Origin of the sequence: Knoellia locipacati (assembly GCF_007992835.1) — a bacterium.
Classification (GTDB): Bacteria; Actinomycetota; Actinomycetes; order Actinomycetales; family Dermatophilaceae; genus Knoellia; species Knoellia locipacati.
In genome coordinates, this window is the sequence record NZ_BKBA01000003.1 from 840,993 (window position 1) to 861,866 (window position 20,874).

The 20,874-nt window shown below is 71.8% G+C and carries 20 protein-coding genes; 6 read left to right on the top strand and 14 right to left on the bottom strand.

Annotated features, from left to right (window positions below; genetic code table 11):
* The first annotated feature begins 96 nt into the window (after positions 1 to 96).
* From KLO01_RS05535 to KLO01_RS05545, 3 genes are read left to right on the top strand one after another with little or no spacing between them, the layout of a single operon-like run.
* The gene (locus KLO01_RS05535) at positions 97 to 2,211 is read left to right on the top strand and encodes a catalase (protein WP_147062857.1); all 2,115 of its coding nucleotides are present in this window, start codon (positions 97 to 99) and stop codon (positions 2,209 to 2,211) included.
* Complete coding sequence (locus tag KLO01_RS05540; RefSeq protein ID WP_147062859.1) at positions 2,208 to 3,383, top strand: zinc-dependent alcohol dehydrogenase; 1,176 nt, start codon at positions 2,208 to 2,210, stop codon at positions 3,381 to 3,383. Before KLO01_RS05535 ends, KLO01_RS05540 begins: the two co-directional genes overlap by 4 nt.
* A complete protein-coding gene (locus tag KLO01_RS05545) occupies positions 3,380 to 4,399 on the top strand; it encodes an SDR family NAD(P)-dependent oxidoreductase (protein WP_147062862.1) in 1,020 nt (339 codons plus the stop codon). Before KLO01_RS05540 ends, KLO01_RS05545 begins: the two co-directional genes overlap by 4 nt.
* Here the strand turns inward: KLO01_RS05545 and KLO01_RS05550 are convergent.
* The 10 genes from KLO01_RS05550 to KLO01_RS05595 form a co-directional block, all read right to left on the bottom strand.
* Entirely contained in the window at positions 4,396 to 5,103 is a 708-nt protein-coding gene (locus tag KLO01_RS05550; protein WP_147062863.1) for a helix-turn-helix transcriptional regulator, read from the bottom strand. The genes KLO01_RS05545 and KLO01_RS05550 overlap by 4 nt on opposite strands.
* Positions 5,100 to 5,960: a glycosyltransferase family 2 protein gene (locus tag KLO01_RS05555; RefSeq protein WP_147062865.1), complete on the bottom strand. Its 861-nt coding sequence runs from the start codon at positions 5,958 to 5,960 to the stop codon at positions 5,100 to 5,102. Before KLO01_RS05555 ends, KLO01_RS05550 begins: the two co-directional genes overlap by 4 nt.
* Complete coding sequence (locus KLO01_RS05560) at positions 5,953 to 6,999, bottom strand: glycosyltransferase (protein WP_147062867.1); 1,047 nt, start codon at positions 6,997 to 6,999, stop codon at positions 5,953 to 5,955. The genes KLO01_RS05555 and KLO01_RS05560 overlap by 8 nt, the downstream gene beginning before the upstream one ends.
* Positions 6,996 to 8,081 (bottom strand): glycosyltransferase, encoded by a 1,086-nt coding sequence (locus tag KLO01_RS05565; protein WP_147062869.1) that lies wholly within the window; start codon positions 8,079 to 8,081, stop codon positions 6,996 to 6,998. Before KLO01_RS05565 ends, KLO01_RS05560 begins: the two co-directional genes overlap by 4 nt.
* Positions 8,081 to 8,779 (bottom strand): glycosyltransferase family 2 protein, encoded by a 699-nt coding sequence (locus tag KLO01_RS05570; RefSeq protein ID WP_246136064.1) that lies wholly within the window; start codon positions 8,777 to 8,779, stop codon positions 8,081 to 8,083. The genes KLO01_RS05565 and KLO01_RS05570 overlap by 1 nt, the downstream gene beginning before the upstream one ends.
* The gene (locus KLO01_RS05575; RefSeq protein WP_246136065.1) at positions 8,776 to 10,053 is read right to left on the bottom strand and encodes a bifunctional PIG-L family deacetylase/class I SAM-dependent methyltransferase; all 1,278 of its coding nucleotides are present in this window, start codon (positions 10,051 to 10,053) and stop codon (positions 8,776 to 8,778) included. Before KLO01_RS05575 ends, KLO01_RS05570 begins: the two co-directional genes overlap by 4 nt.
* 77 nt (positions 10,054 to 10,130) lie before the next feature.
* Positions 10,131 to 11,216 (bottom strand): acyl-CoA dehydrogenase family protein, encoded by a 1,086-nt coding sequence (locus tag KLO01_RS05580; RefSeq protein WP_246136066.1) that lies wholly within the window; start codon positions 11,214 to 11,216, stop codon positions 10,131 to 10,133.
* A gap of 10 nt (positions 11,217 to 11,226) precedes the next feature.
* Positions 11,227 to 11,655, bottom strand: coding sequence for a hypothetical protein (locus KLO01_RS05585; RefSeq protein WP_147062874.1), 429 nt, complete (start codon positions 11,653 to 11,655; stop codon positions 11,227 to 11,229).
* Complete coding sequence (locus KLO01_RS05590) at positions 11,652 to 12,194, bottom strand: hypothetical protein (protein ID WP_147062875.1); 543 nt, start codon at positions 12,192 to 12,194, stop codon at positions 11,652 to 11,654. Before KLO01_RS05590 ends, KLO01_RS05585 begins: the two co-directional genes overlap by 4 nt.
* A 73-nt stretch (positions 12,195 to 12,267) precedes the next feature.
* Positions 12,268 to 13,203, bottom strand: a complete 936-nt coding sequence (locus KLO01_RS05595) for an amidohydrolase family protein (protein WP_147062877.1) — start codon at positions 13,201 to 13,203, stop codon at positions 12,268 to 12,270.
* 104 nt (positions 13,204 to 13,307) lie between these two features.
* On the opposite strand from KLO01_RS05595, the gene KLO01_RS05600 reads away from it, so the two are divergent.
* A complete protein-coding gene (locus KLO01_RS05600) occupies positions 13,308 to 13,790 on the top strand; it encodes a hypothetical protein (RefSeq protein ID WP_147062879.1) in 483 nt (160 codons plus the stop codon).
* Between the two features lie 119 nt (positions 13,791 to 13,909).
* On the opposite strand, the gene KLO01_RS05605 is transcribed toward KLO01_RS05600, so the two are convergent.
* Positions 13,910 to 15,346 carry an MFS transporter gene (locus KLO01_RS05605; protein WP_147062881.1) on the bottom strand — a complete coding sequence of 479 codons (1,437 nt, stop codon included), beginning with the start codon at positions 15,344 to 15,346 and terminating at the stop codon, positions 13,910 to 13,912.
* A gap of 143 nt (positions 15,347 to 15,489) precedes the next feature.
* Here KLO01_RS05605 and KLO01_RS05610 point away from each other — a divergent pair, with 143 nt between their 5' ends.
* Positions 15,490 to 16,083: a TetR/AcrR family transcriptional regulator gene (locus KLO01_RS05610; protein ID WP_147062883.1), complete on the top strand. Its 594-nt coding sequence runs from the start codon at positions 15,490 to 15,492 to the stop codon at positions 16,081 to 16,083.
* Between the two features lie 40 nt (positions 16,084 to 16,123).
* On the opposite strand, the gene KLO01_RS05615 is transcribed toward KLO01_RS05610, so the two are convergent.
* The 3 genes from KLO01_RS05615 to KLO01_RS05625 all read right to left on the bottom strand — a co-directional run bounded on the left by KLO01_RS05615 (position 16,124) and on the right by KLO01_RS05625 (position 20,082).
* Positions 16,124 to 16,669: a glycine cleavage system transcriptional repressor gene (locus KLO01_RS05615; protein WP_147062885.1), complete on the bottom strand. Its 546-nt coding sequence runs from the start codon at positions 16,667 to 16,669 to the stop codon at positions 16,124 to 16,126.
* A gap of 105 nt (positions 16,670 to 16,774) precedes the next feature.
* On the bottom strand, positions 16,775 to 19,183 hold the full coding sequence (gene ppsA / locus KLO01_RS05620) for a phosphoenolpyruvate synthase (protein WP_147062887.1): 2,409 nt from the start codon (positions 19,181 to 19,183) through the stop codon (positions 16,775 to 16,777).
* Positions 19,184 to 19,221: 38 nt separating this feature from the next.
* Positions 19,222 to 20,082: a pyruvate, water dikinase regulatory protein gene (locus KLO01_RS05625; RefSeq protein WP_147062889.1), complete on the bottom strand. Its 861-nt coding sequence runs from the start codon at positions 20,080 to 20,082 to the stop codon at positions 19,222 to 19,224.
* Positions 20,083 to 20,489: 407 nt separating this feature from the next.
* Here KLO01_RS05625 and KLO01_RS05630 point away from each other — a divergent pair, with 407 nt between their 5' ends.
* Positions 20,490 to 20,864, top strand: a complete 375-nt coding sequence (locus KLO01_RS05630) for a PH domain-containing protein (protein ID WP_147062891.1) — start codon at positions 20,490 to 20,492, stop codon at positions 20,862 to 20,864.
* Positions 20,865 to 20,874 lie beyond the last annotated feature (10 nt).

A 20,874-nucleotide genomic window follows, 5' to 3' on the forward strand; every position in this document is an offset into this window, starting at 1 on the left:
ACGGGACCTCGGGGCGCCGCCTAGCGTCGTGAAGACGTCCGCATGCTCGCGGAGCGGTCGCTCCCGGGCACACACCCGCGAGAGGGAGCACCACGCATGGCGACGAAGAAGAAGGCCACCACCACCGGCAAGGCCCGGGGCACGGCCTCGGCCGCGCCCGAGGAGCTCGGCAACGGCGGCGAGCTGCACCAGCTGGCCGGAGGCGACAGCCCGGTGATGACGACCGCGCACGGCGCGCCCGTCCAGGACGACAACAACTCGCTGCGTGCCGGTGACCGCGGGCCCACGCTCATGGCCGACCACGCGTTCCGCGAGAAGATCTTCCACTTCGACCACGAGCGCATCCCGGAGCGCGTCGTCCACGCCCGCGGCTACGGCGCCCACGGTGTCTTCGAGTGCACCGAGTCGCTCGCCGACGTGACGAGGGCCAGCGTCTTCGCGGAGGCGGGCAAGCAGACCGAGACCTTCGTGCGCTTCTCGACTGTCGCCGGCAACCTCGGCTCGTTCGACCTGGCCCGCGACGTGCGCGGCTTCGCGACGAAGTTCTACACCGACGAGGGCAACTGGGACCTCGTCGGCAACAACATCCCGGTGTTCTTCATCCAGGACGCCGTGAAGTTCCCCGACCTCGTGCACTCGGTCAAGGAGGAGCCCGATCGCGGCTTCCCGCAGGCCGGTTCGGCGCACGACACCTTCTGGGACTTCGTCTCCCTCATGCCCGAGGCCACCCACATGACGTTGTGGACGATGTCGGACCGGGCCATCCCCCGCTCGTTCCGGATGATGGAGGGCTTCGGCGTCCACACCTTCCGGTTCGTCAACGACGCCGGTGAGAGCTCCTTCGTGAAGTTCCACTGGAAGCCCGTCCTCGGCATGCAGTCGGTCGTGTGGAACGAGGCCGTGAAGATCAACGGCGCCGACCCCGACTTCCACCGCCGCGACCTCTTCGACGCGATCACCGCGGGCGACTTCCCGCAGTGGGAGCTCGGCGTCCAGGTCTTCGACGACGCCTTCGCCGACGAGTTCGACTTCGACGTCCTCGACGCGACCAAGCTCATCCCCGAGGAGCTCGTGCCGATCCGGACGGTCGGCACGATGACGCTCAACAGGGTGGTGGACAACGTCTTCGCCGAGATCGAGCAGGTGGCGTTCATGACGCAGAACGTCCCGCCGGGCATCGACTTCAGCAACGACCCGCTGCTCCAGGGCCGCAACTTCTCCTACCTCGACACCCAGCTCAAGCGGCTCGGCAGCACGAACTTCAGCCAGCTGCCGGTCAACGCCCCCCGATGCCCCGTCGCCCACTTCCAGCGCGACGGGCACATGCAGACGTCCACGCAACCGGGGCGGGCGGCATACGAGCCGAACTCCTTCACCGGCGACGACCGCGGGCCACGCGAGGCCGGGTCCGACGGGCACGTGCCGTTCCCCGCGCCGGTCGAGGGCGAGACGCGGCGGATCCGCGCCGAGTCCTTCAGGGACCACTACAGCCAGGGCCGCCAGTTCTGGCTGAGCCAGACCCCGGTCGAGCAGGACCACATCGTCGCGGCCTACGTCTTCGAGCTCGGCAAGTGCGAGGTCCCGGCCATCCGCGAGCGGATGGTCGCGAACCTGCGCAACGTCGACGAGTCCCTGGCCGGTCGCGTCGCGGACGGACTCGGTATGCCGTTGCCCGCCGCCTCGACGCCCGCGGCTCCCGTCGTGGAGACCGAGGTGTCGCCGGCCCTGAGCATCCTCGCCAACGCCAAGGAGACCTTCGAGGGACGCAAGCTCGGGCTGCTCGTCGGAGACGGTGCGAACGCTGCCGCGGTCAAGCGGCTCACCAAGGCGGTCGAGAAGGCCGGAGGCGTCGTCGAGGTCATCGCGGCCAAGGTCGGCGGCGCCACCCTCTCGGACGGGGCGACCCTCGAGGCCAAGCAGGCCGTCGCCGGGGCCCCGTCGGTGCTCTACGACGCCGTCGCGATCCTCGCGGGACCCGACGGGGGCTCCGGGCTCGCCGACGAGCCGGCGGCACGTGACTTCCTCACCGACGCCTTCACCCACTACAAGGTCATCGGGCTCGGCGGCGAGACCGACGCCCTCGTGGCGGCGACCGGTCTCGACGGAAAGCTCGACGACGCCTGCCTGCCCGTGGGCACGGCAGCCGAGACGACGGCATACGTCGACCGTCTCGCAGGTCCGCGGCACTGGGACCGGTCGGTGACCGCATGAAGGCGCTGACCTGGCACGGCAAGCGCGACGTGCGCGTCGAGGACGTCCCCGACCCCCGCATCCAGGAGTCGACCGACGCCGTCATCAAGGTCACGTCGACGGCGATCTGCGGCTCGGACCTGCACCTGTACGACCCGCTGGGGCCGTTCCTGTCCAAGGGTGACGTCCTCGGACACGAGACGATGGGGATCGTCGAGGAGGTCGGTGCCGACGTCACGAACATCAGGCCCGGCGACCGCGTCGTCATCCCCTTCAACATCTCGTGCGGGCACTGCTGGATGTGCGAGCGCGGTCTCATGTCGCAGTGCGAGACGACGCAGGTGCGGTCGCAGGGCAAGGGAGCGGCGCTGTTCGGCTACACCGAGCTCTACGGTTCGGTGCCGGGTGGCCAGGCGGAGTACCTCCGGGTGCCGCAGGCGCAGTTCGGGCCGATCCCCGTGCCCGAGGGGGTGCCCGACGAGCGGTTCCTCTACCTCTCCGACATCCTGCCGACCGCCTGGCAGGGCGTGGAGTACGCAGCGGTGCCCGAGGGTGGCAGCCTCGCGGTGTTCGGGCTCGGCCCGGTGGGACTGCTCGCCGTCGCGATCGGGGTCCACCGCGGGCTGCGCGTCATCGGCGTCGACAACGTGCCCGAGCGGATGGCCAGGGCCGAGGCCTACGGCGCCACCGTGGTGAGCTCCGACGGTGACCCGGCCGCGGAGATCATCCAGCTCACCGCCGGTCGAGGTGTCGACGGCACCCTCGACGCCGTCGGCATGGAGGCCCACGGCAGCCCGGTCGCCGAGGCCGCGATCAAGGGCGTCGGCTTCGTGCCCGACGCCCTCGCGAAGCCGCTCATGGAGCGGGCCGGCATCGACCGGCTCGCGGCCCTGAGGTCGTCCATCGCCGCGGTCCGCCGCGGGGGCACCGTGTCGGTCAGCGGCGTCTACGGCGGCATGGCCGACCCGATGCCGATGATGGAGATCTTCGACAAGCAGCTCTCGCTGCGGTTCGGGCAGTGCAACGTCAAGCGCTGGATCGACGACATCGTGCCCGTGGTCATGGAGGACGGCGACCCGCTGGGTCTGGAGTCGCTCGCGACCCACCGCCTGCCGCTCGCCGACGCGCCCTCGGCCTACTCGATGTTCCAGAAGAAGGAGGACGGCTGCATCAAGGTCGTCCTCACGCCATGACCCGGCCGGTCGCGCTCGTCGCCGGCGCCTCCCGGGGCCTCGGCCTGCTCATCAGTGCAGAGCTCGTCGCCCGGGGGCACACGGTGCACGGCTGCGCGCGCGACCGGGCCGAGCTGGACCGGGCCGCAGACCTCATCGCACGGGGTGAGGTCGGTGCGGTGCGCGGGACCGGGGGGCGTCCCGCGGCCGGCGCCGTCACGCGCGGCGGCTTCGTCGGTCACGTCTGTGACGTCACCGATGCCGAGGCCGTCTCGACGTGGGTGGAGGAGGTGGTGGCGAGCGAGGGGTCGCTCGACGTCGCGATCCACGTCGCCGGGATCATCCAGGTGGGACCGGTGGAGTCGACGACGCTCGGGCACTTCCGGGCCGCCATCGACACGATGCTGCTCGGACCCGTCCATCTCTGCCTCGCCGTCCTGCCCACGATGCTCGACGCGGGCGCCGGGCGGATCGGTGTGGTCAGCTCGGTCGGCGGGGTCGTCTCCGTGCCCCACCTCCTGCCCTACTCGGTCGCCAAGTTCGGCGCCGTCGGCCTGACCGAAGGGCTGCACGCCGAGCTCAGCGGCACGGGTGTCACCGCGACGACCATCGTGCCGGGACTCATGCGCACGGGCGGTCACCTGCACGCGCAGTTCGTCGGTGACGCACCCAAGGACTACGCATGGTTCGCGCCCGGTGCGTCGCTGCCACTGCTGTCGGTGTCGGCGGAGCGCGCTGCCCGGCGGATCGTCGACGGCGTGCTCGCCGGGCGCTCGCAGGTGGAGCTCACCCCGGTGACGTGGGTCGGACGCTGGGTGCACGGGCTCTTCCCGGGCACGACCTCCCGCCTGCTCGGGCTCGTGGCCCGGGCCCTGCCACGCGGTGACGACCGCGCACCCTCGATGAGTGCCACCGCGGGCCACGTCGACGGAGCGCAGGCGCGCCGGATGCTCGGGTCCCGCGTGGTCGACGGCGTCAGCGTGCTGGGTGACCGGGCCGCCCGACGGCTCAACGGGACGGGGTCGCGCGACCTCTAGCCCTCGGCGGGGGTCGGCGTCGATCCGACCGACAACGACTCGGTCCCCGCCGCCGGCAGCAGGACCCGCATGCGCGTCGGCGCCATGCCGTGGTCGATCCCCCAGAGGACGGCCTGGCTTCGGCTCGTGACGCCCATGGTGCGGTAGGCCGAGCGGATGTAGGACTTCACCGAGTTGATGCTGAGGTAGGTCCGCTCGGCGATCTCGTTGTTGCTCAGACCCGAGGTGACGAGGGCGATGATCTCGGACTCTCGTGGGGTGAGGCCGTGGTCGCGCCCCGGCCAGGACTGGCTGGGGATCACCGGCTCCTCGTTGACCGTGACGAGGTCGAGCTCGCCCTGGTGCACCTTGACGAGGGCCGCGGCCAGGCCCGCACCGTCGAGGGACTTGGGCAGGGCGGCGTGCACACCACGGGCGCGCGCGGTCGCGATGAGCTCCTCGGTGAGCACCCACGTGAACAGGACGAGCCGGCCGACCCGGGGGCTCGCGGCGAGGTCGTCGAGGTCGGGCTCGTCGAGGCTCGTGTGGGTGAAGGTGTCGTAGAGCGCGACGTCGACCGGCGTGACCGGCATGAGGTCGGAGTCCAGCTCGACCACGCGGACCAGGTCCGGGTACGGCAGCAGCATCGAGGCGACGCCCCGCACGATGAGCTCGTGGTCGTTGATCACCGCCACGTTCACGGGACGGTCGGGCACAGGGGTCATGGGTGAACGCTACCTCCGTCCCCGGCCGACACCTGCCCGTCAGCCGTGGCCGTGATGCGCCCAGCACTCCGCAGCAGCAGCCCGCGGCGCTCGAACTCGACGAGCCACCCCTCCATCGGCCAGTCCCCCCACCGCGCGTGGAAGGTCGTGGCGTTGCGCACGATGTCGTCGAGGTGCTCCACCGGGGGGTGCGAGACGGGGTGGAACTGGTGGAAGGCATCCGCCCCGCCGACCCAGACCAGCTCGACCCCGCGCGAGCGCGCCACCCGGCCCAGGTCGGTGTCCTCGGCGCCGTAGCCGACGTAGCCCTCGTGGAACCCGCCGAGGGTGACCCACGTGCTCGCCGACACGGCACAGCTGAGCGACCAGAAGAGGTCGTGGTTGCCCGCACGCTCGAGCGACCCGGGGCGTGGGTCGGGTCGAGCCGGGTGCGGGGCGCGCAGCGCGGTGAGGTCTCGGGGGTCCTGCGGGACCTCCACGCCCTCGGGCAGGTAGGTCACCGGGCCCGCGAGCAGGGCCCCCGGCGCGAGCCGGGCAGCCCGCCGGTAGGACTCCACGAGGTCGGGCCCGGGGACGCAGTCGACGTCGAGCAGGACGACCAGCTCGGCGCCGGCCGCGAGCGCGGTGGACACGCCGGTGTTGCGCGCCCTCGCCAGCGGAAGCCCGCACGGGTCGACGTCGACGTGCACCACGGTGGTCAGGTCGTCCTCGCCCACCACGTCGTCTATGGCCGGGTCACCCATCGCGACGACGACGTGCGGGGTCCGCGGAGCGACCGCGCGCAGCACCCGGCGCTGCTCACGGAGGTGCTCGTGACGTCCCTTGACGATCGTCACCACGGTCACCGGCTCAGACACCCGCCACCACCTCGACGAGCGAGGCCGCCCGTGAGGCTGCGCCGTCGCAGCCCCACGTCGACCAGCCGTGCCCGCCGTGGTTGCGTGCCTGCTGCACGAGCTCGCCCCAGGGCGCCCCCTCGACCCGGTCCCGCTGGACGACCTGGGCGATCCCCGAGCGTGCGAGGACGGCACCCATGTGGTGCTGCTCCTCGAAGGGACGGCTCTGCGGGAGGACGACGGCCGGGAGCCCCCAGCCGGCGACGTCGGCGATGGCGTTCTGTCCCGCGTGCGTCACGACGACGTCCGAGCTCGCGAGATGGCCCTGGACGTCGGGCACCCAGGCCCGTCCTCCGACGACGGTCCAGTCGATGTCGGGCACGGCAGCGGTGATGAGGCCGGCCAGGCCGGGGTCGTCGAAGCCGTCGGAGCCGGCGAGCACAAGTCCTCGCGGGCGGCCGGTCGGGGTGGCCGTCGACACCGACGACCCGGTGTCGGGCCGTCGCGCGATCCCACCGACGGCGACCACGCGCGGGTCCGGTCCGGTCGTCCAGGTCGAGTCCCGGGACGTGTGCCAGATGTCGTCGGTGGCCCACGCGGGCCAGGGCGCGAGGACCGCGGTGGCGGCGTCGTATGCCGCGGCGTGGGCCGAGTCGGTGCGTTCTCCGGGTTGCGCGACGACGACCACGGGGACGCCGAGCAGCCGCACCATGACCGCCACCTCGCAGGAGACGTCGACCACGACCACGTCGGGCTCCTCGACCTGGACCCATCGGGCAATGGTCGTCATCCGCTCGCGGAATCCGCTGTGCCACAGGGGAGCCCAGTGCATCGACCCGTGCACCGTGACGTCCGCCGAGCTTTCGGAGACCGGCTGCGGCAGCGGGGCGTCCAGCGCGAGCCGGACCGACGTCACGGGTCCTGGCCGGGCCGCATCCCCCTCGAGAGCCGACCCGAGCAGCGTGACGTCGGCGCCTCGGCCCATGAGCTCGCGCCCCACGACCGTCGCACGGGTGCGGTGACCTGCGCCGTGGTGGTGGACGTACCAACCGACCTTCATGTCAGGGCCCCCTGCCGGATGACGAGGTCGCGGTAGACCCCGACGTAGTCCTCGACCATGCGGTCCGAGCCCAGTGCGGCACGAGCCGCGGCATGGACCTGCGCCCGTGGCAACGCGGCCGCCACGGGCACCGCGTCCGCGAGCGCTCCGACGACCGCCTCGTCGTCACCCTCCGGGCCCACGAGCACGCCGATGTCGGGCGTGACGAACTCGCCGAGGCCACCCCGGTCGAGCGCGACCACGGGGGTGCCCCACATGGCCGACTCCGCCGCGACGAGGCCGAACGGCTCGTCCCACCTCGGGGTGACCAGCGTGACGGCGCTCTCGCGCACGAGGTCGGCGAGCTCGGCGTGGGAGAGGTGCCCGACGTGCTCGACGTCGCGTCCCAGCTCGGGGGCGACGACGTCGTCGAACCAGGCGGGGTCGCTCACCGGCCCGGCGAGGCGCAGCGGGAGGCCGGCGCGCCGGGCAGTGCGGATCGCGAGGTCGGCACCCTTCTCCGGAGTGAGGCGGCCCGTCCACACGAGGGAGCGACCACCGGGGCCGGGGCCGCGCCCGTCGTCGTCTACACCGTTGTGGATGATCCTGGGCGCCTTCGGGAGCGAGGTCCACAGACCCGCGTTCGCCCGCGAGACGCAGACATAGCTCGACCCGGGACCGGCCAGGGCCACCCCCACCTCCATCCACGGGAAGGGCGGCGTGTGCAGCGTCGTCACGACCGGCACCGTCAGTGCCGCGCTGAACGCGAGCGGGAGGAAGTGCAGGCTCTGGTTGTGGACGACGTCGACATCCCCGCGGGTGAGCAGGTCGGCGACGGCGCCCGTGAATGCCGCGTGGTCCCTGAGGAAGTCCGGCTCGGGCAGCTGGTGGTCCATCGCCGCGACCTCGCTGAGTGCGGGGAGGTCGACGTAGGGCACGAGCTCGTCGCACAGCTCCGGGTCGGTCCCGGCCCGCGCATAGAGACGGACGTGGTGACCGAGGCGACGGAGCCCACGCGCGAGCATGGCGGTGTGCGACTCCTGACCCCCGGCATACGGCTCGACGATCGGGTTGCGCGAGGTCGCGAGCATGGCGATGCGCATCAGCCCACCTCGTCGGCGAGGGTCGCGAGGAAGCCCGCGAAGCCGCCCGGGGTGCGGCCCTGGCCACGGGCCGAGCTGCCCACCCGGGTCGAGTCCGTGGCGACCCAGCGTGTGGTGTGGGCACGGATCCGGCGGACGAGGTCGACGTCCTCGTGCAGGGCCGTGGCCCTGAAGCCGCCCACGGCGAGGTAGGTGCTGGCGCGGAACCCGAGGTTGGCGCCGTGAACGTGCGCATGCCCCTCGGCCAGCTCGTGGCGCTCACGCCAGGCCTCGAGGAGGGCGGTGTCGGCGAGCCCGATCGGCTCGACGGTGCCGATGACGAGGTCGCGCGTCGTGGCCAGACCGACCTGCGCGACCAGCCAGTGGGGTGGGACGACGGAGTCGGCGTCCGTGCAGGCGACCCAGAGGTCGTCGGCGGCGACGCCGGACTCGGCAGCGGCGTCGACGGCCCGGCTCACCCCGGCGTGCCGGGCGGCTCCGACCAGACCGTGGTCGACGACGAGGCTGCCGATCCTGGCGGCCTCGACGACGTCGGCCGAGCCGTCGGCGCAGCCGTCGAGGACGACGGTGACGTCGATGAGCAGGTCGGGGCGGCAGGCCCGCAGCACCCGTCGCGCACGGTCCACGCTGAGCAGGCACCTCGGCAGCAGCGCCTCCTCGTCGCGGGCGGGGATGACGACATGGACCGCGCGGATCACGTCGCCACCTCGTAGCAGTCGAGGAGCACGTCTGGCTCGACATGGGTCACGGTGGCCTGCTCGTGGCAGACCGAGCGGACCAGGGCGTGGACGGCCGGTCCGTCGAGCGGGATGTGCTCGGTGGGGTGGCGCCAGTCGACGAGCACCAGCTCGCCCCCCGGGGCGAGCCGTGCGAGCACCGCGGCCAGCGTGAGCCACAGCTCGAACGGTGTGAGGAAGTAGCCCACCTCCGACAGGACGACGAGGTCGAAGGGGCCCTCGAGGCCCTCCACGACACCCGGGGCCCGGCCACGGACCCAGTCGACGGTCGTCGGGCCGTCACGCCGGGCGACCTCCAGCGCCTGCGCGCTCACGTCGGCACCGACGACGTGGTCGGCGCGCTCGGCCAGCGACCGGGTGAGGACGCCGGTCGAGCACCCGAGGTCCAGGACCCGGGCGTAGCGCTCGCGCCGGAGCAGGGCGAGGGTGAGGGCGCGCTTGCGGCGTTCGTACCAGCTCGCGCTCGACCACGGGTCGTCACCGTCGGCGAACATCGCGTCGAAGGAGGCCTCCCGGCGCTCGTCGTCGCCACGCGCAGCGGGAAGGACCGTGCCCTCGGCGAGGACCAGGGTCGTGAACCCCCGTCGTGCGGGCGCGAGCACTCCGTCGGTGAGCATGAGCTCGTCCCCGGGGGCGGACGAGAGCGGCGCGACCTGGGTGCGGTGCTCGCCGAGGGCCTCGGCCGCGCGGTTCATGGCGGTCAGTGAGACGTCGAGGACGACGGCACGGTCCCACGGCAGGTCGTCGGGTTCGCTCCAGTGCCACAGCCAGACGAGGTAGTGCGCCAGCCCGGCCGAGGCGACGGCCTGCACCGCCTCGGCTGACGCGCGACCGGCGGCGTCGTGGTCGGGGTGGCCGTCGGCGCTCCACGGTGCGAGGACGAGGGTTCGCGGCCCTAGGAGGGCGCGCACGTGCTCGACCACCAGGTCGTGGCGGGCGGCGAGTCCGCCGTCGGGCAGTCCCGCGTGGACCACCCGCGCCGCGGGGGCGAGCACCGCGACGGCCCGGTCGGCCTCGAGGGCGCGGCGTTCCCGCATCCGCGCGGGCGCCACCGTCGGCGACCCCGGGTGCGAGCTCTCGCCGTCGGTGAGGACGAGCACGACCACCTCGACGCCCCGGTCACAGGCGTCGGCGATGAGCCCGCCGGCCCCGAGGCACTCGTCGTCGGGGTGGGCGGCGACGACGAGCAGGCGGTCGTATGCCGTGCGCACGGTCTCGATGTCGGTCCGCGTCACCGCGGACCACCGTGGGTCCCTCACCCACCGGCGTTCACCGTCCGGGTGGTCGAGCCGGGGTGCCGACGCGCCGGCGTTCACCGTTGCTCCCTGACGCGCTGGGCGCCGATCCGGGCGAGGTCGCGCTCCCCGTGGTGCTGCCGGACGTAGACCGTGAGGTCGGCGACCCGACGGGCGTGCTCCTCGTCGGAGGTGAGGGGACCGGGCCCGAGGGCACGACCCGTCTCGGCGAGGACGAGCTCGGCCGTCGCTGCGGACGTCGCCCGCACCCTGGCGGCAAGCAGCTCACCCACGGATCCACGGGCCTCCCCGGCGTCGATCCGTTCGGCGGCGTCCCGCAGCGAGAGCAGCGTGGTGTGCAGGGCCGTGTCGAGGCGGCCGAGGTGAGTCAGGGCCAGCTGGTCCGGGTCGCGCCTGTGGGCGCTGTCGAGCACCGACTGCGCCAGGGCGCAGGCGGCCCCGAACCACACGGCGGCGACACCGATGCCGCCCCAGGCGAACCCGGGACGCTCGAGGTACCACTGCGGTGGCCCGACCGGCGTGGCCGGGACGTCGGTCAGCGTGATCGACGTGCTCCGGACGTGGGCGAGCCCTCTCGCCACCCACGGGTCCTCGCTGACCCGCACGCCGGCGTGCCCCAGGTCGACCGCGAAGGCCTGTCGCCGGTGCTCGTCCACGTGGGCGGTGATGACGGCGTGGCTGACCCGGTCGGCGAGCGAGCACCACGGCTTGCTCCCGGTGAGTGCCCACTCACCCCCGCACGCGACGGCCTGCAGGTGCTGCCCGGGGGCGTGGGCGGCATAGACGCCCCAGGTGCTGCCACGCGTGGGGACCGGGCTCGGCCAGCTGTCGTCCGTGGCGCGGTCGTGCTGCGCCGCCTGGTCGAGGATGGCCAAGGCGTCGAGGTGGGGCTCGACGACCCGCGCGACGGTGAGGTCGCCCGCGCCGAGCGAGGCGAGGGTCCGCACCCAGGACCAGGTCGCCCCGCCGAGGGCGCCGGCGACCGGGCTCAGCGACCGGGCGACCTCGAGGGCGGCGTCGAGGTCGGTGCCGACCGACCGCGCCAGGGCCACCAGCGTCGGATCGGACCACCCGAGGAAGCCCGAGGGCTCCTGGGGCTCCACCGGTGCGCTCTGCCTGGGCTCGTTGGGGAACTCCGCCACGACGCCCCCCTCAGCCATTCGTCGGCGACGTCGTGCCCGCGGCTGATCCGCCGGTGAGGTCGGTGAGGACGTCGCGCAGCAGGTCGGGTCGGACGACGGTGAGGGTGGCCCCGGGGTGCTTGATGGTGCGCGTGGGGTCGATGCCGGGGACCGGGTCGCGGAACGTCACGCACAGGGCCCGGTCACCGTTGGTCGCGAACGTCACCCCGCGGTCGGTCAGGGACAGGTGGGGTGGCCCGGCGGTCTTGATCCAGGCGAAGCCACCGCTCTCCTCGCACCCCGTGATGTTCTCGAGCGCGGTCGTGAGGCGCCACGGACCGAACCGGACCCGGAGCTCGTCGTCGCCGACGTCGACCCAGGCGGTCTCGGGCCGGATCCCGAAGAGCATCGCGGGAAGCCGGTATGCCGGCGCGAACGCGAAGTCGAAGCGGCGTCTCATCGGCGCCGCAGCAGGGACATCGGGCGGTCGAGCAGCCCGGCCGGGCCGCGCTGCTGCTCACCGAGGTAGGCATCGAGAACGAGCAGCCCAGCCGTCGTGGCGGGTGTCGCCCACTGCAGCCACCGCATGCGCTGGACCAGCGCGTCCTTGCGGGCCGAGGCAGCCGGGTCCTTCGCGGCCGCCTCCTGGGCCTGTCCCAGTCGGGCGCCGTTGAGGTAGGCCGCGGCGCTGGCCGCGAGCGCGGCGCCGGTCAGCGCGGTCTTGAGGACCACGGCGGCCGTGGTCGGTGGGTGGGCCAGGGTGCGGCGACGGTTGTCGGCGACGATGGCGAGCCCGCTGAGGACGTGCAGCCCGATGGCCCCACCCTGCACGGGCCCCCAGGCCGTCCAGCCACGGTCGGAGATCTGCGCCCTCTCCCTGTCGTCGTCGCCCTCTCGGGCCGCGGGGTTGAGCCCCACCGCACCCATGAGGGAGCCACCGAACCACGCAGCGTTGGTGACGAGGTGGGTCGCCCGGACGGCAGTGCTGAAGACGGTCATGCCTGTGACGCTATGGACGAACCGGCGCCACCGGCTCACCCCAATGGGCGGAAGGCCCGGACGGCCGGTGTCGTCAGGTCCGCGGCGAGCGCCCGGGGGTGGTCGCGTCGTCGAGGTCGAACAACCGCCGTGCGTTCTCACGCAGCACGTTGCGCGACCACTGCTCCCCCAGGCCGAGGTCGAGCACCGAGTCGACGGCCTCGAGGTAGGGATAGGGGATGTTGGGGAAGTCGCTGCCGAAGAGGACGCGCTCCCCCATCTCGCCGAGCAGGTCGCGCAGCTCGGCCGGGAACGGGTGCATCGCCTCGGTGAACCGCGTGAACACCATGGTCGTGTCGAGGTGGACCCGCGGGTGCGCCACGCACAGCTCGAGGAACTCGCGGTACTCCGGCATCCCCGCGTGTGCGACGACGAGCGTGAGCCCCGGGAAGCGACGCAGGAGCACCCGGACCCCGTCGACGCCGGTGTGCTCGCCGGGTGCCGGGCCGTTGCCGGCGTGGATGACGACCGGCGTCCCGCTGCGTTCGAGGGCGGTCCACACGTCGTCGAGGAGCGGGTCGTTCGGGTCGAAGGCGCCCACCTGCACGTGCACCTTGAACACCCGGGCGCCGGACGAGATCGCCTCTCGCACATAGGCGCCCGCGCCGGGCTCGGGGAAGAACGTCGCCGACCTCAGGCAGTCGGGGTGGGTGTCGGCGAATGCCCCGGCCCACCCGTTGAGCCACTGCGCCATGCCAGGCCGGTGCGGATAGCTCAGCGCCGTGAACGCCTCGACCCCGAACGCCCGCAGCGTCGCGACCCGCTCGTCGTCGCCGGTCCGGTAGGCGATCGGCCACGGGCGGCCGAACGCCTCCTCCGCACGGTCGAAGTACGCCCAGACCTTGTCGAGCACCCGGGCCGGCATGAAGTGGGTGTGGACGTCGACCATCCCGGGCAGCCCGAGGGCGTCGAGCCGGGAGCGCACCAGCGCGGCCTCGTGGGCGGGCAGCAGGACGGGGGCGGACGGCATACCGGCATCGTCCCCGAGCCCCGCGGCCGCAGCGAAATCGCAGCCGATCCGCAGCGCGCCCCGGCACCGTTCACGTCGACCCACCCCGCGCGAGAGGACCTCCCATGAAGCGCTTCGCCACCACCCTCCTGGCCAGCACGGCCGCGATCGGCGCCATCCTCGCCTCGGCACCTTCGGCGAGCGCCGAGAGCAACACCACGACCTACTCCGGCTGCCGCGGCACCCTCAGCCGGTCGGTGCCGATCACGAGCGCCGGCGGCACGGTCCTCAGCCGCGTCCAGATCTGGGAGTACGGCAGCGCCCGCCTGTCCGAGGTCTGCGTCAAGAACGTCCACGTCGGCAGCACGGTCGGCAAGTCCCTCTGGACGATGGTCTCGATCGGCAGCCTCTACGACCGCGGCGACTACTCGCAGTACGCCGGCGCCATCCGCACCTCCGGCGACTGGAACGGCTCCTACGACATCCACGTGGGCGGCGCGAACCCCGCCAACCCCGACCGCGACTACTACTGCCGCAAGGTCGACGGCCGGATCGGCGACCGTTGGGCGCCGAACATCTGGCTCTGCTACGTCTTCAACTCCCGCTGACCCCGCTGCACCGACGGGTCCGCCGTCCCTGAGGCGGCCCGCTCCCGGGGAGAGCCGGTATGCCGTGTCGAGACACGGCATACCGGCTCTCGGAAGGTGCCCGGCCGGAAGGTCCTGGCTCAGGCGACCTGTCGGCGTGGGATGAGCAGGACGATCACGGCGGCGAGCACGGAGGCGCCGGCGCAGAGCGCGAAGAGCTCGCGGTAGGCGTCGATCGAGGGGACAGCGAAGTCCCCGAGGATGACCGTGTTGGCGGCGAGCATGCTGCCGCCGATGGCGCTGGCGAGTGAGCTGCCCAGGCTGCGGAACAGCGCGTTGAGGCCGTTGGCCGCGGAGATCTCGGACGCCGGTGAGTGCTCGTTGATGAGCGACGGGATGGCGGCGTAGCCCACGCCCGTGCCGATGCCGACGACGGTCGCGCCGATGATGACCTCGGTGAGGTTGCCGGACCAGACGATGCGCATGAGCCAGCCGAGGGCCACGACGACCGCACCCAGGGCGAGCGTGAACGGCGCACCCCGCACGGCGATGAGCTTGGCGGCCAGCGGCGAGAGCAGCAGCATCGCGATACCGCTGGGCAGCATGGCGAGACCACCGACGAGCAGGCTGGAGCCGAAGCCGTAGCCGCTCACCTCCGGCGCCTCGACGTAGGCGGCGGTGCCGATGAACGACGCGAAGAGGGCGAACCCGAAGAGGACCGACGCGAGGTTGGTGAGCACGATGGGCTTGCGGCGCAGCGCGTTGAGGTCGACCAGCGGGTCGGTGATGCGCAGCTGCGACCACACGAAGACGCAGAGGATGACGACCGACGCGGCGAGCAGACCGAGCACCTTCGCCGAGGCCAAGCCCCAGCTCGATGCCTGGGCGAGCGGGAGCATGAGAGAGACCAGACCGGCTGCGAGCAGCACGGAGCCGACGAGGTCGACCCGCCCGCCGGTGCGCACGGTGGACTCGGGGACGATCGTCAGGATCCCGACGAACGCGACGAGCCCGGCGACCGCGTTGACCCAGAAGAGCATGTGGAAGTCGGCGTGCTCGGCCACGAAGCCCGCAAAGGGCAGGCCGAGGGCGCCGCCGACGCCGAGCATGGCGCTGATGAGGGCGACCGACGAGCCGACCCTCTCCTTGGGCATGAGACCGGCGAGCAGGCTGATGCCGAGCGGGACGGCGGCCGCCGCGGCGCCCTGGATGGCGCGACCGGCGATGAGCAGCCCGATGTTGTCGGTCACGGCCGTGAGGAGCGAGCCGACGGTGAGTGCCCCCATGGCGACGAGCAGCATGAGGCGCTTGCCGAACATGTCACCGAGACGGCCCATGATCGGCACCGAGACGGCGGCCACGAGCAGGGTCGAGGTGAGCAGCCAGCTGACGTTGCCGGCCGACGTGTCGAGTGCGGCGGGGAGGGTGCCGAGGACGGGGACGAGCACCGACTGCGACAGCGACACGACGAGGGCGCCGAGGCCGACGACGAACAGCTCAAGGTTGGCCCGACTGCGTGAGGGCGCGACCGCGGCCTCGGTCGGGTGCGGCGCGTCGGTGAGAACGCTTTCGGACATGACGAGGTCCTTCCGGGGACGAACGAAGGGGGGTGGTGGCGTGCGACGGCTCTGGCGACGACCGACCGACAGGCACTGTACGCCTTTTGTGGCACTGAGTGCCACTTTTGGCTTCGAGCGTCAGCCGCGCCTAGGATGCGCACATGGGTGAGGTCATGTCGTTGAGGGAGCGGACGCGCGGCGCCGTGCGCGACGAGGTGATGCGTCAGGCCTGGGCGCTCTTCGCGAGCCAGGGCTTCGAGGCGACGACCATCGACCAGATCGCCGAGGCGGCGGGGATGTCGCGCCGCTCGTTCTTCCGCTACTTCGAGAGCAAGGACGAGCTCGTCCTCGAGCAGCTCGCGGAGTCGGGGCGCGCCGTCGCCGCGGCCCTGGCCGCCCGCCCCGCCGAGGAGTCGCCCTGGGTCGCACTGCGTGCGGCGTTCGACGAGTCGGTGACCCGGATGGAGGCCAACGCCGAGAAGTCGCACCCGCTCCAGGTGATGCTCCACCACGAGCCGGCGCTGCGCAGCACCGTCGTCGAGTGGCGCCGGCGGCTCGTCGGCCTGCTGTCCCCGCTCGTGGCCGAGCGGCTCGAGCCCCGACGCGGACGGGGCGCCGACGTGCGCGCGGCCGCGGTGACGGCCAGTGCGCTGGCCTGCCTCGATGCCGCCCAGGGCGCGTGGGCCCTCGACGACGACCTCCGGCTGAGCACCCTGCTCGACCAGGCCATGGGAGCGGTCGCACCGCTCGACTGAGGCCGGTCCGTCACCCCGGCGCCGGCCGCCGGTCAGTCGGTCAGTCGGTCGGGTCCCCGGTCGTGAGCGAGACGTCGACCATGATCTCGGTGGCCAGCTCCTCGAGGTCGGCCTGCAGTGCCTCGAGGTCGGTGCCGGCGGGCACCGTCGCCACCGCGGTGCACTCGAACAGCCGGCCACCGGCCATCGGGGCGTCGCGGGTGCCGCTCTCGAGCTCGGCGACGCTGAGCCCGTGCCTGGCGAGCACGCCCGAGACGGCACCCACGATGCCGGGGCGGTCGTTGCCGAGCAGCTCGACCCGGACCTCGCGGCGCGCACCGGCGGTGTCGACTCCGGTCTCGTCGCCGCTCGCACCGTCGTGCACCGACACGTCGAGCAGACCCTGGAGCGGCGCGAGGGCAGCGCGCAGCTCGTCGGCGCGGCTCTCTGGCACGGTGACGACGACGATGCCGGCGAACTTGCCCGCCAGCTCGCTGAGGTGGCTGCGCTCCCAGTTGCCGCCGCTGGCCTCGATAACGTCGGCGAGCGACTTGACGAGGCCCGCGCGGTCGTTGCCGATGACGGAGAGGACGAGTGTCGTGGTCACGCTCGCAGCGTAGCCCTCACCCTCGCCGCCGCAGTGTCTGCGCAAATGGCTGCTAGAGCGACCGGATCCGCAGACGCTGGGGGACGTGAGGCGGCGGGAGAGCGGCTAGGCCTCGGCGCGCTTGGCGAGCCGCAGCCAGGTGTCGACGACGGTGTCGGGGTTGAGCGACATCGACTCGATGCCCTGGTCGAGCAGCCAGTCGGCGAGGTCCGGATGGTCCGAGGGTCCCTGACCGCAGATGCCGATGTACTTGCCGCGCGCCTTGCACGCCTCGATGGCCATGCTCAGCATCTTCTTGACCGCCGGGTCGCGCTCGTCGAAGGAGCCGGCCACGAGCGCCGAGTCGCGGTCGAGACCGAGGGTGAGCTGGGTGAGGTCGTTGGACCCGATCGAGAACCCGTCGAAGTGGTCGAGGAAGGCGTCGGCGTTGACCGCGTTCGACGGGACCTCGCACATCATGACGACCTGGAGGTCGTTCTCGCCGCGCACGAGGCCGTGCTGGCCGAGCAGGTCGATGACGCCCTCGGCCTCGGCGAGGGTGCGCACGAACGGGATCATGATCTTGACGTTGGTCAGGCCCATCTCGTCGCGGACGAACTTGAGCGCCTCGGCCTCCATCGCGAAGCACTCGGCGAAGTCCTCGGACAGGTAGCGGGCGGCGCCGCGGTACCCGATCATCGGGTTCTCCTCGGTCGGCTCGTAGCGCTCGCCGCCGAGCATGTGGGCGTACTCGTTCGACTTGAAGTCGCTCATCCGCACGATGACCGGCTCGGGTGCGAAGGCCGCCGCGAGCATCGAGATGCCCTCTGCGACGCGCTTGACGAAGAAGTCGCGAGGCGAGTCGTATGCCGCGATGAGGCTCTCGATCTCGGCCTTGAGCTCGGGCTCCTGGTCGTCGAGCTCGAGCAGCGCGCGCGGGTGGATCCCGATCTGGCGGTTGATGATGAACTCGAGCCGGGCCAGACCGATCCCCTGGTGCGGCAGGCGCGAGAACTCGAAGGCCTGCTCCGGGGTGCCCACGTTCATCATGATGCGCACGGGCAGCTCGGGCATGGCGTCAAGCTCGGTCTCGGAGACGGAGAACTCGCGCAGCCCGTCGTAGACGAAGCCGGTGTCACCCTCGGCGCACGAGACCGTGACCTCGCGCCCGTCGGCGAGGTCACGGGTCGCGGTGCCGGTGCCGACGACGGCGGGGATGCCGAGCTCGCGGGCGATGATCGCCGCGTGGCAGGTGCGGCCGCCGCGGTTGGTGACGATGGCGCTGGCGCGCTTCATCACCGGCTCCCAGTCGGGGTCGGTCATGTCGGCGACGAGGACCTCGCCGGCCTTGAAGTCGTGCATCGCCTCGGGGGTGCCGAGGACGCGCACGGCGCCGGCGCCGATCTTCTGGCCGATGGCGCGACCCTCGACGACGACCTCGCCGGGCTGGTCCATCCGGAAGCGCTGCAGGGTCGAGCCGGACTGGCGCGACTTCACCGTCTCGGGGCGGGCCTGGAGGATGTAGAGGCCGCCGTCGACGCCGTCCTTGCCCCACTCGATGTCCATCGGTCGGCCGTAGTGCTCCTCGATCTTGAGGGCGTGCTCGGCGAGCTCGGTCACCTCGGCGTCGGTGAGGCTCAGGCGTCCCTGGTCGGCGGGGTCGACGTCGACGAAGTCGATCGAGCGGCCGACCTCGGAGTCCTGCGTGTAGACCATCTTCGTGGCCTTGCTGCCCACGCCGCGCTTGAGGATCGCCGGGCGACCCGCACGCAGGGACGGCTTGTGGACATAGAACTCGTCGGGGTTCACGGCGCCCTGCACGACCGCCTCGCCGAGGCCGTAGCTGCTCGTGATGAACACCGCGTCGCTGAAGCCGGACTCGGTGTCGATGGTGAACATCACGCCCGAGGAGCCGATGTCGGAGCGGACCATCCGCTGGATGCCGGCGGACAGGGCGACGGCTTCGTGGTCGAAGTTGCTGTGCACGCGGTAGGAGATCGCGCGGTCGTTGTAGAGCGATGCGAAGACCCGCTTGATGGCGAGCAGGATGTTGTCGATGCCCTTGACGTTGAGGAAGGTCTCCTGCTGCCCCGCGAAGCTCGCGTCGGGCAGGTCCTCGGCCGTCGCGCTCGAGCGCACGGCCCAGCTCACCTCGTCGGCCGCCGCTCCCGCCTCACCGACGAGACGCTCGTATGCCGTCCGGATCTCGTCCTCGAGGTCGGCCGGGAACGGCTGCTTCTCGACGGCGTCGCGGATCTCGGCACCGGCCGCGGCGAGCGCCCGGGTGTCCTCGACGTCGAGCTCGGACAGGATGCCGTTGATCCGGTCGGCCAGCCCCTCGTGGGCGAGGAAGCGGCGGTAGGCGTCGGCGGTCGTCGCGAAGCCGTCGGGCACGCGGACCCCGGCCTTGGACAGGTGCTGGACCATCTCACCGAGGGAGGCGTTCTTGCCACCCACGTGCTCGACGTCGTCGAGGCCGAGCTCGGCGAACCAGGCGATGTTGGTGCCGGCGGTCCCCTGCGAGGTGGCGGTCATGATGGTCCTTTCGTCGGGGCGTCGTCGCCCTCGTGAGCTCAAGCGAGGTCGGGCAGCCGGCTGCTCTGCATGATGACGGCAGCCATCTCCTCGACGGACATCTTGGCGGAGTTGATCGCCGGGATCCGATGGGCCCGGTACATCGTCTCTGCCCTGCGCAGCTCGAAGCTGCACTGGGCGAGCGTGGCATAGGTCGAGCCGGGCCTGCGCTCCCCTCTCACCTGGCTGAGACGGGCGGGCGTGGAGAGCAGGCCGAAGCACTTGTCGCCGAGGTCGCGCAGCGGTCGGGGCAGGTCGCCGGTGTCGAAGTCCTCGGGCACGAGCGGGTAGTTCGCGACCTTGAGCCCGTGCTGGAGAGCGAGGTACATCGAGGTCGGCGTCTTCCCGCACCGCGAGGGCGCCACGAGGATGAGGTCGGACTGCGCGAGGTTGCGCAGGCTGGCCCCGTCGTCGTGCTCCATCGCGAACTCGATCGCCTTCATCCGGCGGTCGTAGCGCAGGGTGTCGCCGACCCCGTGGAGGGCGGCGGCGCTGTGGGTGGCGTTGACGTGGAGGACGCGCTCGACGGTGTCGAGGTGCGAGCCGAAGAGGTCGATGAACGCGGCCTGCGTACGCTGTAGCTCCTGGCGGATCTCGTCGTCGGAGACCGTGGAGAACGCCAGCGGGGTCACCGAGTCGGTCATGGCGCCGTCGATCTGCGCCACGACCTCGCTCGCCTTCTCGACGGTGGTGATGAAGGGGATCTTGCGGCGGGTGAAGGCGAGCCCGGGGAACTGGGCCAGCAGCAGGTTGCCGAGCGTCTCGGCCGAGATGCCGGTGCCGCCGGCGAGGAAGAAGACCGGCGTCGCCGGTTGGTCCGGCGTGCTGTGAGGGGTCGTCGGGACCGTCGGGGTCGTCATGGTCTCAGCGGACGAGCAGGTTGAGGACGACGGTGAGGACCACCGACAGGACGACGGAGACGAGAATCATGACGAGGCAGCCGGAGGCGCCACCGACCGGACGGATCTGCACAGGGCTCATGGGTCCTGATCGTGGCACAGCCGAGCGAGGCGAAGCCTTTGGGCGGAGCCCACCGCACTGTCGTTGCCCGAGACTCCCTGCCTCGAAACGTCGGTATTCGCGGTAGTCCGGCGCAAGACAGCTATCCCACGTAATCTGACCGCGCATTCATGGGCGGCGTGCTGGGGGACGGAGATGCATCGCCTCTGCTTTTCTCGTGTCGCGTCACCACCACGCATGCGGGCCCATCAGTGCCAGCTCCGGGTCCCCGGGCCAGACCCTGCCCGCCTCACCAAAGGAAGAGAACATGGAAGCCAGCGTCATTGCGGCATGGACGTTCATGAACGAAGTTCCCGTCCCCGAGGACGTGCAGGAGATCCTCACTGATGGCGAGCAGGCGGTGACGGCCTTCAAGACGTTCCGCGACAGCGCCATCTTCACCACGAAGCGGCTCATCGTGCGCGATGCGCAGGGGTTGACCGGCAAGAAGGTGGAGATTTACTCGCTCCCCTACAACGCCATCAACATGTGGTCGTCCGAGAACGCCGGCAAGATCTTCGACATCAACGCGGAAATCGAGCTGTGGACTCGCGCCGGTCACATCAAGATCAAACTCGGCAAGGGGGCCGATGTGCGGCGAATCGACCAGCTCATCGCATGGGCAGTCCTCAAGTCACACTGATGTCGCCGAT